Raw genomic sequence first — 18,382 nt, 5'->3', positions numbered from 1 at the left:
AAGGCCTGTGCTTCCTGCCTCCGGCCCTTCCAACTTCCCGATTTGCGCGCACTGCTCACTGCCAATAATCAAGAGCAGGAACGCGCGCCCCTTCTGCCATCGGCTTTAGAAGCCCGACATTCCGGTTCCTGCCCCCTAAACGGCCTGTCAACTTTGCGCCCAATTCTCTGCCGTTGGTTGCAGCTTGGTGCTTCCTGAAAGCAGACACGTCCCGGCGACCACGCTGGAGTGTAGTCGCGCTGAAAGCGGCTTGGCAGCCAAGCTGTGCTAGTTCAGCGTTGCCAGCAAGCGTGCGGCCGCCTGGAGATCTGCTGTCTGCAGGCCCTCCCTGAATTGCTCGAAAATCGGGTGGAGAAGGGCCCGAGCGTCCTTGTGTCGTCCACGAGCGGCCCACAGAGAAGCAAGATCGACTGCTGTTCGCAACTCCCATGCTCGTGCCCCCTGATGATCGCTAAGTTGAAGTGACCGCCGATAACAGAGTTCTGCTTCTTCGGCGGCGCCAGGTTGCAAAGCTGCAAGAACAAGGTTGCCTTTTACGCGCAGCAGCTCCGGCAAATAGCAAAGATCGCCGTTTGCATCGACCTGCCTGATCGTCTCCTCAATCAGGGAGAGCGCTTCCGCTGACCGGCCCGTCGTGGCGAGGCCCTGAGCGAAGGAGGTGTTGAGCGATGTGGTGAGCATTTCATAGGGGGCGGCGTGGAGCTCGGCGAGTGAGTATCGAAAACTTTCGACACCGTCGCTCGCATTGCCCTGACGGGTGGCAATCTCCCCTCTGAAACCTCGCCCCAGCGCGAGATAAGGCCCGAGGGAATGAAATTCGGCCCGGGAGAAAAGCCGTTCGATGTGTTCTTCCGCGCTCTTCGTGTCTCCGACCCACAGGAACAGCGAAACCGCCCAGACAAGTGCGATGGAGAGCGTCAGAGGATGGTCTAGAATCTCCGCTTCCCCGATCGTCATCAGCGCGCGCGCCACTGCCCGATCGGGATGGCCTTGCAGCCAGAGTGTCCTTGCCAGGATCGCACCGGCGAGAATCCTGCCGTCGAAGCCGAGATAATTCGTCGTGGTTTGGTTGGAACGCGGCCCGTGCCGCAATGCTGTTTCGAGCGCGGTCCGGGCCCGATCGAGTTCTCCGCTGAGGTGAAGTGAAATCCCCATCAGGGAATGCGCCAAAGTGGTGGAGACATGGTCCTCCAGGGTTTCGGCGATGACGGAACAGCGTTCCGCATAGTGCAGCGCGGTTCTGAATTCTCCCGTACGCATATGGAACATCTGCATCGGACCTAGAATCCGAAGCTGGTCGAATGCGTCGCCACGCCGATCGGCAATGGCGAGACTTCTGTCCAAAGCCACGCGCGCCGCATCTCTTCCACCGCGCGTGAACATCAGCGAAACGCCGAGCGCTGCCTGAAGATGCATCTCGTCCAATCCGCCGCTGGTGGTATCGTCGAGGGCAAGCATCGCCCGCGACGCCCAGCGATGACATTCGGTGAGCAAGGACATCGACAAAAAGAACGGCGCCGCGGCCGCAGCCAGCCGGACACCCAATTGCGTATCGCCGTCGCGTCCGAAACACCAATCCAGAGCCACTCTCACGTTGGCCAGGCCAGCGAGGTGAAGCGACCGTTGCGTGGCGGTTGCCAAGCTCGGCCACTCGGCTCCCGTTTGCTCCAGCCAGTGCAGGTAATGGGTCGCGTGACGTGCGGCCAGGGTCGCGAGCTCAGTCTTGTCGGCATTGAGGCGAAGGGCGTAAGCCCGGGTCGTGTCGAGCAGGCGATAGCGCATCGTTGCCCCGGCAGGCCTGACCGCTACCATCGACCGGGCGACCAGGCTGTCTATGGCGCCAAACACGAGATCGTCATCGACGTTTGCGCTTGTCACGACCTCGAGGACCGCATCGATCGAGAAATGGCCGACGAAGACCGCAAGCCGACGAAGCAGATGGCGTTCGAACTCGGACAACAGCCCGTAGCTCCAGTCCAAGGTGGCCTGGAGGGTCTTCTGCCTCGGCGGCGCGGTCCGTTGTCCCGGCCACGATAGTGTTAGCCGCGCGCCGAGAAGTTCGGCGGTTTTTTGCAGGCCGTAGCTGGCAACCCGCGCAGCCGCCAGCTCGATCGCGAGCGGCAGACCGTCGAGCTTACGGCAAATGTCGGCAATGATGGCTGCATCCGCGTCTTCAACCTCAAGGCGAGCGCCGCTGGCTGCAGCGCGTTCCAGAAACAGCTGGGTCGCCGGGTAGCTGTTCACCAGGGTCACGGTGAGGTCCGGATCGTCCGGCGCGCATGCAAGCGGCGCCAGCCTGTGAACGTGCTCGCCTTCGACCTGAAGGGGCTCCCGGCTCGTTACCAGCAGGTGGACTTGCGGCGCAGAGGCGAAGATGCGCGCCGCCAGGTCCGCCGCCGCGTCGATGACATGCTCGCAAGTATCGAGGATCAGGAGGATCCGACTGTCGGCCAGATAGGCTGTCAGACTGGACGCCGGGTCGTCGGATGGGAGGGAAAGCCCCAGCGTCGAGGCTATGGTCGTCGCAATCAGGCTCGGATCGCTCAGCGCCCCGAGATCGATGAAATGCACGGCGCCCGCGAATGCTTCGACCAGGTCATGACCCACCGCCACGGCAACGGTGGTCTTGCCGACACCGCCGGCGCCGACGATCGTAACGAAACGCGCGCCGGCCAATTGCGTTGAGAGGGCGGCGGCATCATCGGTCCGGCCCACCATCCGGATCAGGCGGCTTGGCAGATTGGCCCGCGGATAGCTGGCGGCGATCTCGCTCTGTACACCGTTTTGACCACCCGATCGAGAGACAGGAGCTACAAAGCAGTAGCCTCGCCCCGTCAGGGTGGCGATGTAGCGCGCGCCGTCCTTTCCGTCATCCAACGCCTTTCTGAGATTGGCCATGTGAAATCGCAGACTGCCTTCTTCGACGGTAACGTCGGGCCAGACATGGGCCAGTAGATCCGCCTTGCTGACGATCTCGTTGGGACGCACAGCCAGGGTTGCCAGTAGATCGAAGGAGCGCGCGCCCAGGTTTACAGGCATGCCTTGCCGAAGCAGGAGCCTTTCGCCCAGCGCTAACGTAAAGGGACCAAACAATATCTTGTCGCTCGTCTGCGCGGCCGGCAATCTCATGACATCATTCTTCGCTGCATCCTGAAGACTTGGGAATATCCGGGCTGAGGTCTAAGACCTGTACCGCATAGCCGCCGGCAAGCGCGGATTTCGTCGCGTCGACCAGCGATTCGAGGCGGGACGTCAGGGCAATCCTGCCCCAAGAGGTGCGGTTACTGGCGGGCGCTAACACTCCATCACAGTGCATAACGGGCGCCCCAGGCAATCTTTCTCTATGTGTCGAGGCAGCAGAAGCCTCTGCTGGCCGGCGCAGGAGAATGACCATGCCTGAAGTGTCGTCGTTGCTCACAAGGCGAAGCCTGCTTCGGCTGCAGGTTTCATCGCACTTGCGCGCTTACCGGTAGCAAAGCCACACCCCGATCTCCCAACGATTTTCCAGGTACCCTTCCAAGGAACATAGACATCATGACCCAATCTGAAAAGCTATTGTACACCGCCAAGATCCGCACCACTGGCGGCAGGGATGGCACGTCGCGCAGTTCCGACGGCCGACTGGACATCAGGCTTTCCACGCCGGGCGGCCCAGGTGGCGGCACCAATCCGGAGCAACTGTTTGCAGCCGGCTGGTCGGCCTGTTTCGAGGGCGCAATGGCAATCGCTGCCCGCAAGATGAGCATCATGCTGCCTGCAGGCCTCGCAATCGACGCGGAAGTGGATCTGAACGTCGCCGACGGCGCCTTCTTCCTTGGCGCACGGCTCAATGTGAGCCTGCCCGGGCTCGACCGCGACATTGCCCAGGCCGTCGTGGACGCAGCGCATCAGACCTGCCCCTACTCGAAGGCCACGCGCGGCAACATCGACGTCGCGATCAACCTGATCTAGCCCGCCGATCATATTAACCGATCGGCGCAACCACTCTCGGCAAATGTCGTCACGACAAGGTGCACCAATGGACGCATTCAAGACCCCGGAAAAAATCGACCATCATCGTCGTCATCTCTTCGGCATCGCTGCCGCGACGGTCGCGGCAGCGCAACTCGGCGCGATCGGCATTGCGCAAGCACAGGGCGGCGGAACGGAAACGACCGCTTCCCCCACACCAAGGCCACGCAGCTCTTTCTCCTCGATGAAGCAGATCGACGCGGGCTTGCTGAACGTCGGATATGCCGAGGACGGTCCCGCGGATGGCGCCCCGGTCATCCTCCTGCACGGATGGCCTTATGACATCTACAGCTATGTCGACGTCGCGCCACTGCTTGCAGAGGCAGGGCACAAGGTCATTGTGCCGTACCTGCGCGGCTACGGTACGACGCGGTTCCTGTCGGACGTAACGCCCAGGAACGGTCAGCAGGCGGCGCTTGCGTCAGACATCATTGCCTTGATGAACGCGCTGGACATCCAGAAGGCAGTCGTCGCCGGCTATGACTGGGGTGCGCGGACGGCCAACATCATTGCCGCGCTCTGGCCTGAGCGCTGCAAGGCGATGGTGTCCGTCAGCGGCTATCTCATAGGCAGTCAGGAAGTGAACCGGACGCCGCTGCCGCCGGAGGCAGAACTGCAATGGTGGTATCAATATTACTTTGCCACCGAACGGGGACGAGCAGGTTACGAGAAATACACCCGGGATTTCGCTCGCCTCATCTGGGAGCTTGCCTCGCCGAAATGGGCTTTCGACGATGCCGCTTTCGAACGCTCCGCAGCTGCATTCGACAATCCAGACCACGTCGCCATCTCGATCCACAACTATCGTTGGCGGCTCGGCCTGGCGGCAGGCGAACCCAGATATGATGCCTTGGAAAAGAAGCTGGCGGCGTTTCCGGAGATCGGGGTGCCGACGGTGACCATGGAAGGCGACGCGAACGGCGCGCCGCATCCCAATCCAGCGACCTACGCCAAGAAGTTCTCCGGCAAATACGAACATCGGCTGATCTCGGGCGGCATTGGCCACAACCTGCCGCAGGAGGCCCCGCAGGCCTTTGCGCAGGCGGTCATGGACGTCGACAAGTTCTGACGGCCAGTCAAGCGGAGCTTTCCGATGAACCCTATCTACCTCGTGCCGTGCGTGTTTGCGATCCTTGCGTCATCCGGCCTGGCGGCTGTGGCCGTTACAAATGAAGATGCGAAGCCGCGGGCTTCATCGCCGATCTATGGCGTCACGATCCCCGATGGATATCGGCAATGGGAACTGGTCGCGCCGGCCGAGGAAGCAGAGCCCCTGAACGAGCTTAGAGCGGTCCTCGGCAACGTCGTGGCGATCAAGGCATACCGCGACGGAACGTTGCCGTTCCCTGACGGGACCGTTCTCGCAAAGCTTGCTTGGAAGCATATCCAGTCGCCCGAATTCGAATCCGCCTCCGTTCCCGGCGCCGCCACGACCGTCCAGATCATGGTCAAGGATTCGAAGAAATACGCCGCCACCGGCGGATGGGGATTCGGCAGGTTTGTCGATGGCAAACCGGCCGACGAGACCCAGCATCGAACCTGCTTCGCCTGTCATGAGGCGCGCGTCCAGGGACTTGACTACGTCTTTACGCGGTACGCGCCTTAACGGGCTCACTGGAGTCCGGCCCGAACGCCCCTGCGGGGTTAGGCAACCTATGGAAGGAGACAGCCATGTCCCAAAGATGGCTTATCACTGGAAGTTCGCGCGGCATCGGCCGTGCCTTGTCGGAAGCGTCCTGACCCCCGGCGTCGTCTGGTGGCGACCGCACGCGTGCCCGCGCATATGGCCGAGCGCGGAGCGCTACGGCAACGCCGTCCGAACGGCCGCACTCGACGTCACAGACCCGGCCGCGGCACAGACAGCTATCCTGCGGCTCTCGCCGCGTTGGATCGTGCGCCTGCCGCTCGGAAGCGATGCTGTGAAGATCATCGGGCAGGCCGACACCGCGAGGCTGGAGGAGCTTGAGAGATGGCGCGAGTTGAGCGCGTCCACGGATTTTCCACCGACAGGCAACGCCGCCCAGGTCCAGTTCAAGGAGACTCCGGAACATCTCCGTTCCTCGCCTGCGTCAATCACGATAAAGCCGCACCAATCAAGATCATCGAAAGGATATGTATGATGAAGAAATTACTTGCAGGGCTGGCGATCGCCGCAACGATATTCGGCAGTGCGCATGCGCAGTCCGAGAAGCCCACCGTCGTTCTGGTTCATGGCGCCTTTGCCGACACCTCGAGCTGGAACCGTGTCATCGAAATCCTCGAGAAGGATGGTTATCCCGTCGTAGCCGTCGCCAATCCCTTGCGGGGCGTCAGGAATGACGCCAAGTATGTTGCCGATATCCTTTCTGGCATTGGATCACCCGTCGTCCTGGTGGGGCATTCCTATGGCGGGTCGGTCATCAGCGAAGCCGCCAACAGCGATGCCAACGTCAAGGCGCTGGTCTATGTAGCTGCGTTTGCACCGGAAGCTGGCGAAACAGCTGCCGGGCTGTCCGGCAAGTTTCCCGGCAGCACGCTCGGTCCCACCCTTGCTCCACCGGTTTCGCTTTCAGGCGGCGGCAAGGATCTCTACATCCAGCAGGACAAGTTCCACGATCAGTTCGCAGCGGATGTCTCCGATGCCGAGGCGAAGCTGATGGCCGCGACGCAGCGGCCCATCACCGAAGCGGCGTTGAACGAGCCCCAGACCGCGCCGGCTTGGAAGACAATACCAACGTGGTTCATCTATGGCGACAAGGACAGGAACATCCCCCCGCAGGCTTTCGCATTCATGGCCGCGCGGGCGCACTCGCGACAGACCGTCGTGGTCAAGAGTGCCTCGCATGTAGTGATGGTATCGAACCCCGAACCCGTCGCAAGGCTGATCGAGAGTGCAGCCGCGGCAAAGTAGCCGGTGCGCCCGCCGGAGGGCGGCTTTCCTGAAGGCAACGTCAAGGTCCACGGCTGGGGCAACAAGGCCTGCACCAGGACCATATCGGTGGCCCGTGCGCGCCTACGGCCTGTGGCGGGATCTCAGCAACGACGAGGAATACCCGCTGATGGTCTGGGCGTTCGCCAAGAAGGGTTGAGTGGCGGAAGCTGCGCTTCATCGCGGTCGTGGCCAGGGGGGCTTGAAAGCTTGGACACTTGACCGGGTCCGCCGCCAATGACCTACTTCGAATTCGAGGAGGCGTTGGCGAATGGACATTCGAGCGACACTGACGGAGATATGCGAAGCCTTCAACGCGCACGATCTTGATCGCATCATGGCGTTCTTCGCCGACGACTGCGTTCTGGAGATGCCGAGGGGACCCGAGCCCTGGGGAACTCGTTGCGAGGGCAAGCGCAGCGTAAGAGACGCGCTGGCGACGCGCTTTGAAGGCTTGCCCGATGTCTATTACGGCAAGGCTGAGCATTTTGCGGACGAGGCTGCCGACACCGGCATGTCGAAATGGGCCCTCACCGGCACCACCCGTGAGGGCACGAGAAGGGAAGTCCAAGGTTGTGACTTCTACACGTTTCGCGACGGAAAGGTGATCCGCAAGGACTCATACTGGAAGATCGTGGAGTAGGAGTTGGCATTCCTGTCTGATCTTTTCGTCGCCCCAAATCCCACCACTAAGTGGGACTACGCGATGCGCCTTGCCGCTCTCTTCTACGAGATGCCAATCAAGCGCGGAAGACATTCGAAGCCGCTGCCAGGAAAGATGTTCCTCCCTCATGGTTGGGTCTCCTGGACCAAGCCCGACTTTACTCCATGTCCGGCACGTCGCCACCAAGGTTGTCAGCTCGCCATATTCACCCACCGAGGGGCTAGCTTGAGCTGACCTTCGCGTTGTGGCCGCGTCCGCGGACAGCCGATGCCGGACCGCTTTGGTTATGGAAAGGGTTGATTTTCGATGGAGCGCATTGCACATTTCGCCCCGTCGCAGGCGTCCGAACGGGGAGAGCACGATGAGAGCGTTCATGTCCAACAAGAATGGAGCTGATCACAAACAGGACATGAAGCGTAATGCAAACACGACTCCGCAGCGCCGCCTTGCAAGCAGGCACGCCCCGTAGCGACCGGAAACCCTGGCTGCCGAGTGCAGCGAATATCGGCCCAACGGCTGAAATCGATTCAACTGATAACCCGCTTCCCAGAACGCGACCTACTCGCAGCAAGCCGTATTCGCGTGCCAGGAAGTTCCTGTCCTATTACAGGCCGCATCTGCCGCTGCTGGCGGCCGATCTCGCCTGCGCGCTGCTGGTTTCGGTGACAGCGCTCTTCCTGCCTCTCTGCGCCAGCTACGTCACCAAACATCTGGTCCAGCTTCCCGGCGCACCGGAAGCCCTCAATCAGATCTATTTGATGGGCGGGGCCATGCTCGCCCTGCTGGCGGTGGAAGTGCTCGGCAGCCTGTTCGTCGACTATCAGGGCCACGTCATGGGCGCGAAGATCGAGAGCGCGCTGCGTAAGGAGCTGTTCGAACACTGCCAAAAGCTCGCGTTCAGCTTTTACGATCGCCAGCGGGTCGGCCAGTTGATGAGCCGCATGACCAACGACTCATTTTCGTTGGGCGAGCTCTTCCATCACGGGCCTGAGGATATGGCGATCGCGGTTTTCAAATTCGCGGGCGCAATTCTCCTCCTGGCCTATATCGACCTGCCGCTCACCTTGCTTATCCTCGGGGCTACGCCCTTTGCAGTGTTCTACGCGTTGCATTTCAACCGCCGCATGAACCGGGCGCTAAGGCTCAGCAAGGAGCGGATCGCGGCGGTCAATGAACGCATCGAGGATTCGCTTGCCGGTATCCGCGTTGTCCAATCCTTTGCCAATGAGGACCTCGAGATCCGCCGCTTCGACGAGGAGAATGCCCGTTTTCTTCAGAGCCGTAGGGAAGGCTACAGGAGCGAGGCCTTCTTCTCGGTCGGGAACACGACCTTCGCACAGCTTATCACGGTCGCCGTCATCGTCATGGGCGCCGTCAGGGTCGTCAATGCCGAGCTCGGCGTTGCGGATATGATGACCTTCCTTCTGTGCGTCGCGGTGCTCGTCGATCCCGTCAAACGCCTGGCAAATTTCGTGCGGCTCTGGCAGGAGGGTTACACCGGCTTCAGTCGGGCGATGGAGATCTTGGAGGTGGAGCCGGAGATCGTGGATCGGTCGGCTGCCTCCGACATCTCCCGCCCGCGCGGCGCCCTGGCGTTTCGCGATGTCGGCTTCCGTTACGAAGAGGACGGGCCACATGTTCTCAAAGAACTGTCCCTCGATATTGCTCCCGGCGAGTTCGTGGCCCTCGTCGGCGCCTCCGGCGTCGGCAAGAGCACCTTATGCGCGCTGATCCCGCGCTTTTATGAGGTGAGTGAAGGCGCGATCCTGATCGACGGTGCCGACATCCGCGACATCGGCTTGAAGTCGCTGCGGCAAAGCATCGGTGTCGTGCAGCAGGACGTCTATCTGTTCGCCGGTACGGTGGCGGAAAACCTCCGCTACGGGCGGCCGGATGCGTCGGAAGCCGAAATCATCGCGGCGGCAAAGGCGGCCAACGCTCACGATTTCATCATGGCGCTCCCGAATGGCTACGCCACGGATATCGGACAGCGCGGTGTGAAACTGTCCGGGGGCCAGAAGCAGCGCCTAACCATCGCCCGCGCGTTCCTCAAGGATCCAGCAATCCTGATCTTCGACGAGGCTACGAGCGCGCTTGACAATGAAAGTGAGCGGGCCGTCCAGGCCGCATTACTCGACCTTGCCGAAGGGCGGACGACGATCGTCATCGCCCATCGGCTTTCGACCGTTCGCAATACGGACCGGATCCTGGTGCTGACCGAACAGGGGATCACAGAACAGGGGACCCATGAAGCTCTCATCGTTGCCGAAGGAGCCTATGCCCACCTCTACAAGGCGCAGGCCAGCATCTAATCGGCGTGCGCATGGAGGAGCGCGAAAGAACGACCCCGCCGCGGACTTCCGCTAGCCCATAGATCTGGTCCAGCCGAACGAACATAATCTTGCGGCAGGTTGCGGAGCGGCCACCACCCAAGTCGACGCACTCGATGCGCGCCTTGACGTTGAGGTTGAGGGTCTTGATGGCATGGACATCCCATGCAGGCTGATTTCGGCGGCAGCGGATAGTCGTGCATCTTGAGCCAAGCGATGCAATCGGTCCGGCTCTTGCGTATCTCGATCAGCGAGAAGCGCTTGACATGCCAGGCTTCGAAGCTGGCTTGTCGTGGATGGTCGAGCCCCATCCCATTCGCAACACTTTCAAGGCCTTAGGCCAGCCGAACAAGGATATCGTCGACGACACTCGGGACGGTGCCGGCCGTGTCGATATTGATCCCGACGGGAAGGTATTCGCGGGTCCCATGATAGCGGAGTACCAACGCACGCTCGTCTGGCTCGAAACCCGGCTCCGTTGGCCGTCCATCCAGACGTCGGTTCAGCGTCTCGACATCTATTTCGAGCACGAAAATCTTGTCGAATAGGTGCAGGAACTTATGGAAGTTACGGGAGCCGCCGCAGAAGAAGGTGACTCGGTGGGTGGTGTCGGCGACCAAGGATCGGACCTTGTCGACAGGCCAAATCCAGTGCGCGTAACTCCAGGCGATGCGGTCCGCGACGCCTTCAGGTGGTCCGGCCAGTGCCTGGCCTGTCTCGGGGTCGCCGACATAGGCCAAGACCCGGTCACCATGAATGACGTGGTAGCCGCGCCGTTCCAGCTCGGTAGCGACAGACGTTTTTCCAGTGCCGGATCCGCCTTCGATCAGATAGTTCCTGATGCCCATGGGCGCCGTTTACCACGGCTTTCAATTCGGTGAGAAGAGACTCTACTGCGGACGCTTCACCAACGAATTCACCTAATCAGAGGCAGCTTGGTGTCGGAGACGTCACCGCCTCCTTGCCGTCGCGCCGGCGAAGCGGCGCTCAGCTAGAAACAGGCGAAGTGATTGGAGCTCCGAAGCTTGGCTAGCAGGATGATGGCCGCTCCGCGGGGGTCAACCTTCGCTTGCTCACTCAGCGGAGACGCATACCAGGCAGCCAATTCTGCCACCAAAACAGCGATGTCCCCGTTTACCGATGCGCATTTAAGTTGTCCGTTCTTCGCCATCACGATTATTGCTGTGCCCGTGACGCCATACCCAATCGCGGCCATCCGCTGAACGCAGCTATCGCCGTCGACACGAACGTCGAAAAGAACCGATCCTGCGGTTTTCTCCGCAGCGTCAGCCACACGATCACAGAACGGCCGATGCAGGCCTTCGATGTTGCCAAGTGACTGCTCAAACAACGCCAATTCAACATGTTCCGCCACCATCGCCACGAAAATGCGCGTCGGCTGGCACAATCGGCAATCCAGGTCTGATTATCCCCACACCAACCGCCCTCCCGATTCGTTCCACGTTGCCTCTTTATGCAACTTTCGAAGCACAAATCATGAACAAGGGATGACGGGGCATTCGGTTCAAATTCGCCGCTAACGTCGGCTTCGCGCCCAATGTCCGGCCGCAATAGATCAGTTTGCGACTTCCCGAAAGCAGACCTTCGTCCTTAATGCCCTTTACGATTCGGATCGCGGCGCTGAAGATCAGATGGGTCCGCGAGAGGTGGTCGACGCGCAATAGCAATGGTCTCGTAAGGTGCCACGTACGCCATCTCAAAGGCTCCGCCCAGAACCTTGGTCATCGCAAACAGTGCGGCACCGATGCCTAGTTTGGGGAGCAGTCTTGAATGGGTGACTAGGTGGGTGGCGATATCGGCCATGGCGTCCTCCTGTAGCCATGAGCATCGCCTAGGTTGACGCACGGGTCCTTGGCGCGAACCTGAAAAATCCTGAACAACACTGAAGTTCGCTTTCGCCGTGGCTTCAGCTAAGCTGCAGTACTCGGACGCGACAACTGTCGAATGGGCATCCACTTCGGACCTTACCAGATGAAACGCGCGGAACGGCAATTGCTCGGCCCGGGCGGGCCGATAGAGCTTCCATCGCGTTGCTTCGATATCCTTGGCGCGTTGCTGAAAACGCCGGAATCGGTGGTCGGTAAGCTCGAACTCTTCGACAGCGAATGGTGGTGGGGGACAATACCCTGCAGGTACAAATGTCTGCGCTGCGCAAGGCGCTTGCTGGCGCCCGGGTGCTCGAATTGCATCCCACGTTTCGCTACAGCCGCCAGTGAGCAGGCGGCCTCAGTAAGATGGAAACTGTGAGTTATGCGCAGCGCCATCTATGGAAAGCGCTGCAACTCGGTCAGGCGGGTGCTAGCTTCCAACTTGTATTTTCCGCCTATCTGGGTTTCATAAGTCGGCAAATAACTTAGGGAGGAATTCAACATGATAAAAAGGGCAATTCTCGGCGCCGGTATCCTTGCCGCCGGCATGTGGAGCGCGTCGTCATCGGCGTCCGCCGAAAGCCTGACCATGTATTGCGGCGTCGACGAGGTCTGGTGCCAGCAGACGGCGCGGGCCTTCGAGGAAAAGACCGGCATCACCGTCGACATGACCCGCAAGAGCGCCGGCGAAATCTACGCGCAGCTGCGCGCCGAGGCGGCCAATCCCAAGGGTGACATCTGGTGGGGCGGCACCGGTGACCCGCACCTACAGGCGGCCGAGGAGGGTCTGACCGAGGAGTACAAATCACCCCTGATCGATCAGTTGCAGCCCTGGGCGATCAAGCAGGCGGAAACATCCGGCCACCGCACGGTCGGCATCTACTCCGGCGCACTGGGCTTCGGCTATAACAAGGATCTGCTCGTCAAGAACAATCTGCCCGAGCCGAAATGCTGGGCCGATCTGATCAAGCCGGAATACAAGGGACAGATTCAGGTCGCCAACCCGAATTCCTCAGGTACAGCCTACAACATGCTGGCGACGATCGTCCAGCTGTTCGGCGAGGAGAAGGGCTTCGAGTACTTGAAAGCCCTGCACAAGAACGTCAACCAATACACCAAGTCGGGCTCGGCGCCGATCAAGGCCGCCGGGCTTGGTGAAACCACGATCGGCATCGTCTTCATCCACGACGCCGTGTCGCAGGTCGTTGCCGGCTTCCCGATCGTTCCGGTCACCCCTTGCGAGGGAACCGGCTACGAGATCGGCTCGGAATCGATCATCAAGGGCGCCCGCAACATGGAAGCCGCGAAAAAATTCTACGACTGGGCGCTCGAGGCCGATGTCCAGTCTAAGGCGCAGGATGCGGGGTCATTCCAGGTTCCGTCGAACAAGGCGGCAAAAACCTCCGACAAGGCGCCTGACCTCTCTGCCATCAAGCTGATCGACTACGACTTCAAGAAGTATGGGTCGAGCGAAGAGCGCAAGCGCCTGCTGAAAAAGTGGGACGAGGAGGTCGCGTCGCTGCCGCAATAGCAGATGCGCTTTCGTCAAACCCGCTGGCCCCTTGAACCGACCGCCGTCCTTTGGATGGCGATCGGATGGGTGGGGTTTGCCTTGCTGCCCTGGTACGGCATCGAGGACGGGTTCTTCGGCCTTTCCTGGCTGTTAGACGGCTACCCGTTCGAAAGCAAATTCGCACCGGCGCTGGTTCTGGCCCTCAAGGGCGGGAAACTGTGGTTGGCGCCGCTCGGCTTCCTGCTGGCGGCGCCGCTGCTTCTGTGGGGTCGCAACAAATCCGATCCGTTTTTCGGCCGGCTGCTCGTCATTGTCGGCGCTACTGGATTTGGCTGGCTTCTGTTCCAGGGCTTCGCCATCGGATTGCACGGCTGGCAGTTCAGCTGGCTGACCAGCCTGTTCGGCGATCTTGGCGACCGCCAGTTCGGCATGGGTTACGGCGCCCTGCTGGTCAGTGGCGCCTTTCTGTTCCTGTTCACCCTGGGTATTGCCGCACGCGGTGCCGTCGGCGGCGACGTATTCGTCGTCAGCTCAATCGGCTTTGTCGTCGCGGTGGTTTCCGTCTTCATCTTCATGCCGATCCTGATGATGCTGGCCAACGCCATGCAGACCGACGACGGAGGCTATTCGCTTGTCGCGTTCCTGGCCAAATTGTTCAGTTCGCGCCTCTGGAGCCTGGCTTGTCTGGCCGGCGGCAGCCGCTGCGGCGTTGCCTGGAACTCGCTGCTGCTCGCTGTACTCGTCGGTCTGCTGACCATGTTTCTGGGGCTGGTGTTCGCGCTTGTCGTGACACGCACGGGTTTCCGCCACGGCAAGCTGCTGCGTGCGCTGACCGTGTTGCCGATCATCACGCCGGCCTTTGTCATCGGCCTTGCCATCATCCTGTTGTTCGGACTGTCGGGCGCAGTGACACAGAGCGTCGCCGGCGTCTTCGGCATCCAGCCAACACGCTGGGTATACGGACTTCCCGGCCTGCTCATCGCCCAGGTTCTCGCCTTCACCCCGATCGCCTTCCTGGTTCTGATCGGCGTTGTCGAAGGCGTCAGCCCGTCCATGGAAGAAGCCTCGCAGACGCTGCGCGCCAGCCGCTGGCAGACCTTTTGGACCGTATCCTTGCCGCTGATGAGGCCAGGCCTCGCCAACGCCTTTCTGCTCGGCTTCATCGAAAGCATGGCCGACTTCGGCAATCCGCTGGTGCTGAGCGGCAATTACGATGTCCTGTCGACGGAAATCTTCTTCGCCATTGTCGGCGCGCAGAACGATGCGGCACTTGCGGCGATCTTGGCACTGGTGCTGCTAGGCTTCACGCTTGGCGCCTTTTATGCGCAACGCTTCTGGATCGGCAGGCGCTCCTATACCACTGTCACCGGCAAGGGCGACGCCGGCGTCCATCCACGCTTGCCGGAGGGGCTGACACACGCGCTATATATCATCGCTGGGATATGGACGGCGTTCACCGTGCTGGTCTACGCGGTGATCTTCTATGGCAGCTTCGTCAAGCTGTGGGGCGTCGATCAGAGCCTCACATTGCAGAACTACAAGAAGGCATTCTCCATCGGCTGGAATGAATTCGGCATCCATTGGTCGGGCTCGGCATGGAGTTCGTTCTGGACGACGATGGAAATAGCACTGATATCGGCGCCGCTGACCGCAGGGATAGGACTTCTGACCGCCTACCTTCTCGTTCGCCAGAACTTCCGTGGCAAGAATGCCTTCGAATTCGCGACGATGCTGTCGTTCGCGATTCCGGGAACCGTCATCGGTGTCAGCTACATCATTGCCTTCAACGTACCGCCGATCGAACTGACCGGAACCGGCATCATCCTCGTGCTGTCGTTCATTTTCCGCAACATGCCGGTAGGCGTGCGGGCCGGCGTCGCCTCCATGTCACAGATCGACCGCAGCCTGGACGAATCCTCGCTCACACTTGGCGCCAACTCCTGGCAGACCTTCAGACGCGTCATCCTGCCATTGCTGAGATCGGCAATGCTGGCGGCGCTTGTCTATTCCTTCGTGCGTGCGATGACCGCAATCAGCGCCGTCATCTTCCTGGTCAGTGCGCGCTACGATCTTTCGACCAGCTACATCGTCGGACGTGTCGAGAACAATGAGTACGGCATCGCTATCGCCTATTCGACGGTACTGATCGTCGTCATGCTGGTGGTCATCGGCCTGATGCAGCTGGTCGTCGGCAGCCGCAATATCGGCCGGCGCGGCATCCAGGGGGGCGACGGCGGCTGGAGCGTACGCACCAATGTCAGCCTGCCCGCAACGCCAGGCGGCCAGACGACAATAGCAGGAGCCGGGTGATGGCCGAAATTCGCGGCAATGCAGCCTCGGTGACTTTCGAGCATGTCACCAAGACTTATCCAGGTGCCAGTACGCCGGCGGTGAACGACATCTCACTTGCAATCGAAGCCGGAAAGCTGGTGACACTTCTCGGACCTTCCGGCTGCGGCAAGACGACGACGCTGCGCATGATAGCCGGCCTGGAAATGCCGTCCAGCGGCCGTATCCTGATCGGCGGCGACGACGTGACTCGGCTGCCGGCCACCGACCGCGACGTATCCATGGTGTTCCAGTCCTATGCGTTGTTCCCGCACATGACGGTGATGGAAAACGTCTCCTACGGTTTGCGCTTCTCCGGCCATGGCAAGAAGGAGGCCGCGTCCCGCGCCCGCGCCGGGCTGGAGTTGGTCGGCCTGACCGGTTTCGAGGCGCGCCTGCCCAGCGAACTGTCGGGTGGTCAGCAGCAGCGCGTGGCGGTGGCGCGCGCGCTGGTGCTCGAACCGCAAGTGCTGCTGTTCGACGAGCCTCTCTCCAACCTCGACGCCAAACTGCGCCGGCACGTGCGCGAGGAAATCAGGGAGATCCAGATAAAGCTCGGGCTGACCGTGGTCTATGTCACGCACGACCAGGAAGAGGCGCTGGCGGTTTCGGACCGCATCATCGTCATGAACAAGGCAGTGGTCGCACAGGACGGCACGCCACGCGAACTCTACGATGCGCCAGCCGACGCTTTCGTTGCCGACTTCATCGGTGAAGCTAATATACTGCATTGCGAGGTGGTCTCAGTGCAAGGGGACGAAGCGGCCGTTCGGCTAGGTTCGCTTACCTTGAAACTGCCGGCGCGTGGGCACCGGGCCGGCCCGGCGAAGCTGGCCGTCCGTCCAAGTCGCATCGAGATCGGTCCTGCCGGCGCGCCGCAGACGATCGCAGGTACGGTCGTAAAGGTCACCTATGCCGGCAGCCATCTCGAACTGGTCATTGCCACGGCGCTTGGCGACGTGTTCGTGTTGTCGCGCAACGTCGATGAGCCGTTTCAGGCGGGCCACAGTGTCGGCATCGGCTTTCCGGAGCGCGGCCCGGTTCTGATCAAAGCTTGAAGGGTTCGACGCAGAGGTCGCGAATCTGGGCGAACACACCGTTGCCGGCGCAGATCACCAGCGTGCCTTTCTCCAGAACGGTCCTCGGGTCCGGCTTGACGATTGTGCCGCCGGCTTCCTCCACCAAAAGCATGCCGGCCAGGCAATCCCAAGCGTTCATGTGCTCCTCGACATAGCCCAGCAACCTGCCGGCAGCGACATAGGCGAGCATGAGCGCACCCGAAGCGTTGCGGAAAAACACGCCGCCTTCGGCAACCAGAGAGCGGATGAGCGTAACGATATTTTGCATCTCGGCGCGGTTGGAGAAGCCGATGCCGACCGAACCTTCGGTCAGGCTGGTGACGGCACTTGTCCTGATCGGCTTGCCGTTGAGAAACGCACCACCGCCCTTGCGGCAATGGAAGGTCTCGCCGGTGGAGGGCTCGTGGATGACGCCGACCACGGTATCACCATCCTTGGCGCAGGCGATGACCACGCACCAAGCCGGAATGCCGCGCACGAAATTCGCAGTGCCGTCGATCGGGTCGATCACCCAGACATGCCCGGTCGATCCGGCGACCGAGGCATGTTCCTCGCCGACAATGCCGTCGTCCGGATAGGCAGCTTTCATCGCCGCGCGGATGAACAGCTCGACCTCTCGGTCGGCCTGCGAAACCATATCCTGATGGCCCTTGCTCTCAATGGTAAGGCTGTCGAGATCGCGGAAATATTTCAGGCCGAACTCACCGGCGCGTCGCGCGAGATCGATGGCGAAATGTTCACGCGCTTTGTTATCGGATGTCATGGGTCCTTCAGAATATGAACGCGGGCTGGAAACGGGCTGGGTGGAGAAACGTAGCGGTAGAGATGACAGGGTGCAAATGATGAGCTCTGCACCTGCGCGAAATCGTCGTCGTTTGTACGGTCAAGATGTGCGCTACTGCGTGGAGGGCTCGCCTGATTGTCTTGCTCGCCGGTCAGCCCTGACTATCCCGCATGAGCTGACCGACCACGACCAGCGCGCCATCCAGGTATGCCTCAGTGATGGAAGCCGTTGCGCCGAAGGTGGGCAAGCGCGGTCCTTTACAAAAAGCAGGTAGCTAAGCGGTTACCTGCCCGTCACGGCGTCCTTGTGGACAATCCAGCGCTTCGGTGCCTGCGCTTCCCGGATGATCTTGGCGGCCTCGTCTCTAGTGATGCCAACCTTGCGGGCATAGTAGGCTGCCTCCGCTTCAAGCCCGCCCTCTAACGGCGCATCAATCGCCTGCTTTGCCTTCTTCTTCCCCATGAGGCGAATCATACCACATCTCGATGCTTAGCTGAACGGTCGCTTCTGAGGTGTCTAAAATTTCAAACCGAGACACTAGCGCCATCCACCAATCCTTGACGAGATAGGCGCCGATCTTGCCGGCAAACGAATCGACCAGACCTAGCCAAGGTCCAGGCGCTCGGGCATCGCCGCCGCCGAGCGCCCCACGACCCATCTCCAGTAGGTTGATCGTCTGCAATCTTCCTTGCAGAGCCAGAAGACGACATCCGCTTCCGGTCCAAAGTTGTCTTCGGGCAGCAGCCAGTGGGTGAGTTCCCAGAGGAAGCCTGATGGACCATGACACCCTCGAAAAATTGAATTTGGAAGAGTGCTGGAAAAATCTGACAGGGTTGGGAAAACAGGATCTGACACGCGGGACCGCGTCGGTTCGCC

At 60.9% G+C, this 18,382-nt stretch carries 16 protein-coding genes and 1 pseudogene; 10 read left to right on the top strand and 7 right to left on the bottom strand.

The window, feature by feature from the left end:
- Positions 1-267 precede the first annotated feature (267 nt).
- Positions 268-3,129: an ATP-binding protein gene (locus NKH03_RS24555; protein ID WP_352971096.1), complete on the bottom strand. Its 2,862-nt coding sequence runs from the start codon at positions 3,127-3,129 to the stop codon at positions 268-270.
- A gap of 405 nt (positions 3,130-3,534) precedes the next feature.
- Between NKH03_RS24555 and NKH03_RS24550 the strand changes: the two genes are divergently transcribed.
- The 7 genes and pseudogenes from NKH03_RS24550 (at position 3,535) to NKH03_RS24515 (ending at position 9,895) form a co-directional block, all read left to right on the top strand.
- Complete coding sequence (locus NKH03_RS24550; RefSeq protein WP_352971093.1) at positions 3,535-3,951, top strand: organic hydroperoxide resistance protein; 417 nt, start codon at positions 3,535-3,537, stop codon at positions 3,949-3,951.
- A 67-nt stretch (positions 3,952-4,018) separates the two neighbouring features.
- The gene (locus NKH03_RS24545) at positions 4,019-5,080 is read left to right on the top strand and encodes an alpha/beta fold hydrolase (RefSeq protein WP_352971091.1); all 1,062 of its coding nucleotides are present in this window, start codon (positions 4,019-4,021) and stop codon (positions 5,078-5,080) included.
- Between the two features lie 24 nt (positions 5,081-5,104).
- On the top strand, positions 5,105-5,617 hold the full coding sequence (locus NKH03_RS24540; RefSeq protein ID WP_352971089.1) for a cytochrome P460 family protein: 513 nt from the start codon (positions 5,105-5,107) through the stop codon (positions 5,615-5,617).
- 510 nt (positions 5,618-6,127) lie between these two features.
- Positions 6,128-6,901, top strand: coding sequence for an alpha/beta fold hydrolase (locus NKH03_RS24530; protein WP_352971086.1), 774 nt, complete (start codon positions 6,128-6,130; stop codon positions 6,899-6,901).
- A gap of 15 nt (positions 6,902-6,916) precedes the next feature.
- Positions 6,917-7,079, top strand: a pseudogene (locus NKH03_RS24525) (SAM-dependent methyltransferase); the annotation flags it as partial.
- Between the two features lie 111 nt (positions 7,080-7,190).
- Positions 7,191-7,562, top strand: a complete 372-nt coding sequence (locus NKH03_RS24520; protein WP_352872561.1) for a nuclear transport factor 2 family protein — start codon at positions 7,191-7,193, stop codon at positions 7,560-7,562.
- 440 nt (positions 7,563-8,002) lie between these two features.
- Positions 8,003-9,895 carry an ABC transporter ATP-binding protein gene (locus tag NKH03_RS24515; RefSeq protein WP_352872563.1) on the top strand — a complete coding sequence of 631 codons (1,893 nt, stop codon included), beginning with the start codon at positions 8,003-8,005 and terminating at the stop codon, positions 9,893-9,895.
- Positions 9,896-10,248: 353 nt separating this feature from the next.
- On the opposite strand, the gene NKH03_RS24510 is transcribed toward NKH03_RS24515, so the two are convergent.
- The 3 genes from NKH03_RS24510 to NKH03_RS24500 all read right to left on the bottom strand — a co-directional run bounded on the left by NKH03_RS24510 (position 10,249) and on the right by NKH03_RS24500 (position 11,737).
- Positions 10,249-10,761: a DEAD/DEAH box helicase family protein gene (locus NKH03_RS24510; RefSeq protein ID WP_352971084.1), complete on the bottom strand. Its 513-nt coding sequence runs from the start codon at positions 10,759-10,761 to the stop codon at positions 10,249-10,251.
- A 143-nt stretch (positions 10,762-10,904) separates the two neighbouring features.
- Positions 10,905-11,291, bottom strand: coding sequence for a hypothetical protein (locus NKH03_RS24505; RefSeq protein ID WP_352872597.1), 387 nt, complete (start codon positions 11,289-11,291; stop codon positions 10,905-10,907).
- 233 nt (positions 11,292-11,524) lie between these two features.
- On the bottom strand, positions 11,525-11,737 hold the full coding sequence (locus NKH03_RS24500) for a hypothetical protein (RefSeq protein WP_352872566.1): 213 nt from the start codon (positions 11,735-11,737) through the stop codon (positions 11,525-11,527).
- Positions 11,738-12,304: 567 nt separating this feature from the next.
- Between NKH03_RS24500 and NKH03_RS24495 the strand changes: the two genes are divergently transcribed.
- Genes NKH03_RS24495 through NKH03_RS24485 form a run of 3 tightly spaced genes read left to right on the top strand, consistent with a single transcriptional unit; the run spans position 12,305 to position 16,701 of the window.
- Positions 12,305-13,333, top strand: a complete 1,029-nt coding sequence (locus tag NKH03_RS24495; protein ID WP_352872567.1) for an ABC transporter substrate-binding protein — start codon at positions 12,305-12,307, stop codon at positions 13,331-13,333.
- A gap of 54 nt (positions 13,334-13,387) precedes the next feature.
- A complete protein-coding gene (locus NKH03_RS24490) occupies positions 13,388-15,625 on the top strand; it encodes an ABC transporter permease (protein WP_352872569.1) in 2,238 nt (745 codons plus the stop codon).
- Positions 15,625-16,701: an ABC transporter ATP-binding protein gene (locus NKH03_RS24485; protein ID WP_352872570.1), complete on the top strand. Its 1,077-nt coding sequence runs from the start codon at positions 15,625-15,627 to the stop codon at positions 16,699-16,701. The genes NKH03_RS24490 and NKH03_RS24485 overlap by 1 nt, the downstream gene beginning before the upstream one ends.
- Here NKH03_RS24485 and NKH03_RS24480 read toward each other — a convergent pair.
- From NKH03_RS24480 to NKH03_RS24470, 3 genes are all read right to left on the bottom strand, one after another.
- The gene (locus tag NKH03_RS24480; RefSeq protein WP_352872571.1) at positions 16,691-17,485 is read right to left on the bottom strand and encodes an inositol monophosphatase family protein; all 795 of its coding nucleotides are present in this window, start codon (positions 17,483-17,485) and stop codon (positions 16,691-16,693) included. The two genes, NKH03_RS24485 and NKH03_RS24480, sit on opposite strands and share 11 nt — an antisense overlap.
- A gap of 303 nt (positions 17,486-17,788) precedes the next feature.
- Entirely contained in the window at positions 17,789-17,968 is a 180-nt protein-coding gene (locus NKH03_RS24475; RefSeq protein WP_352872573.1) for a hypothetical protein, read from the bottom strand.
- Complete coding sequence (locus NKH03_RS24470; protein ID WP_352971080.1) at positions 17,937-18,188, bottom strand: hypothetical protein; 252 nt, start codon at positions 18,186-18,188, stop codon at positions 17,937-17,939. The genes NKH03_RS24475 and NKH03_RS24470 overlap by 32 nt, the downstream gene beginning before the upstream one ends.
- Positions 18,189-18,382: the final 194 nt, after the last annotated feature.

The sequence above is a fragment of the Mesorhizobium sp. M1406 genome (assembly GCF_040317555.1).
GTDB lineage: Bacteria > Pseudomonadota > Alphaproteobacteria > Rhizobiales > Rhizobiaceae > Mesorhizobium.
Note: the sequence above shows the minus strand (reverse complement) of the source record. Positions and strands in the feature narration are given on the sequence as shown.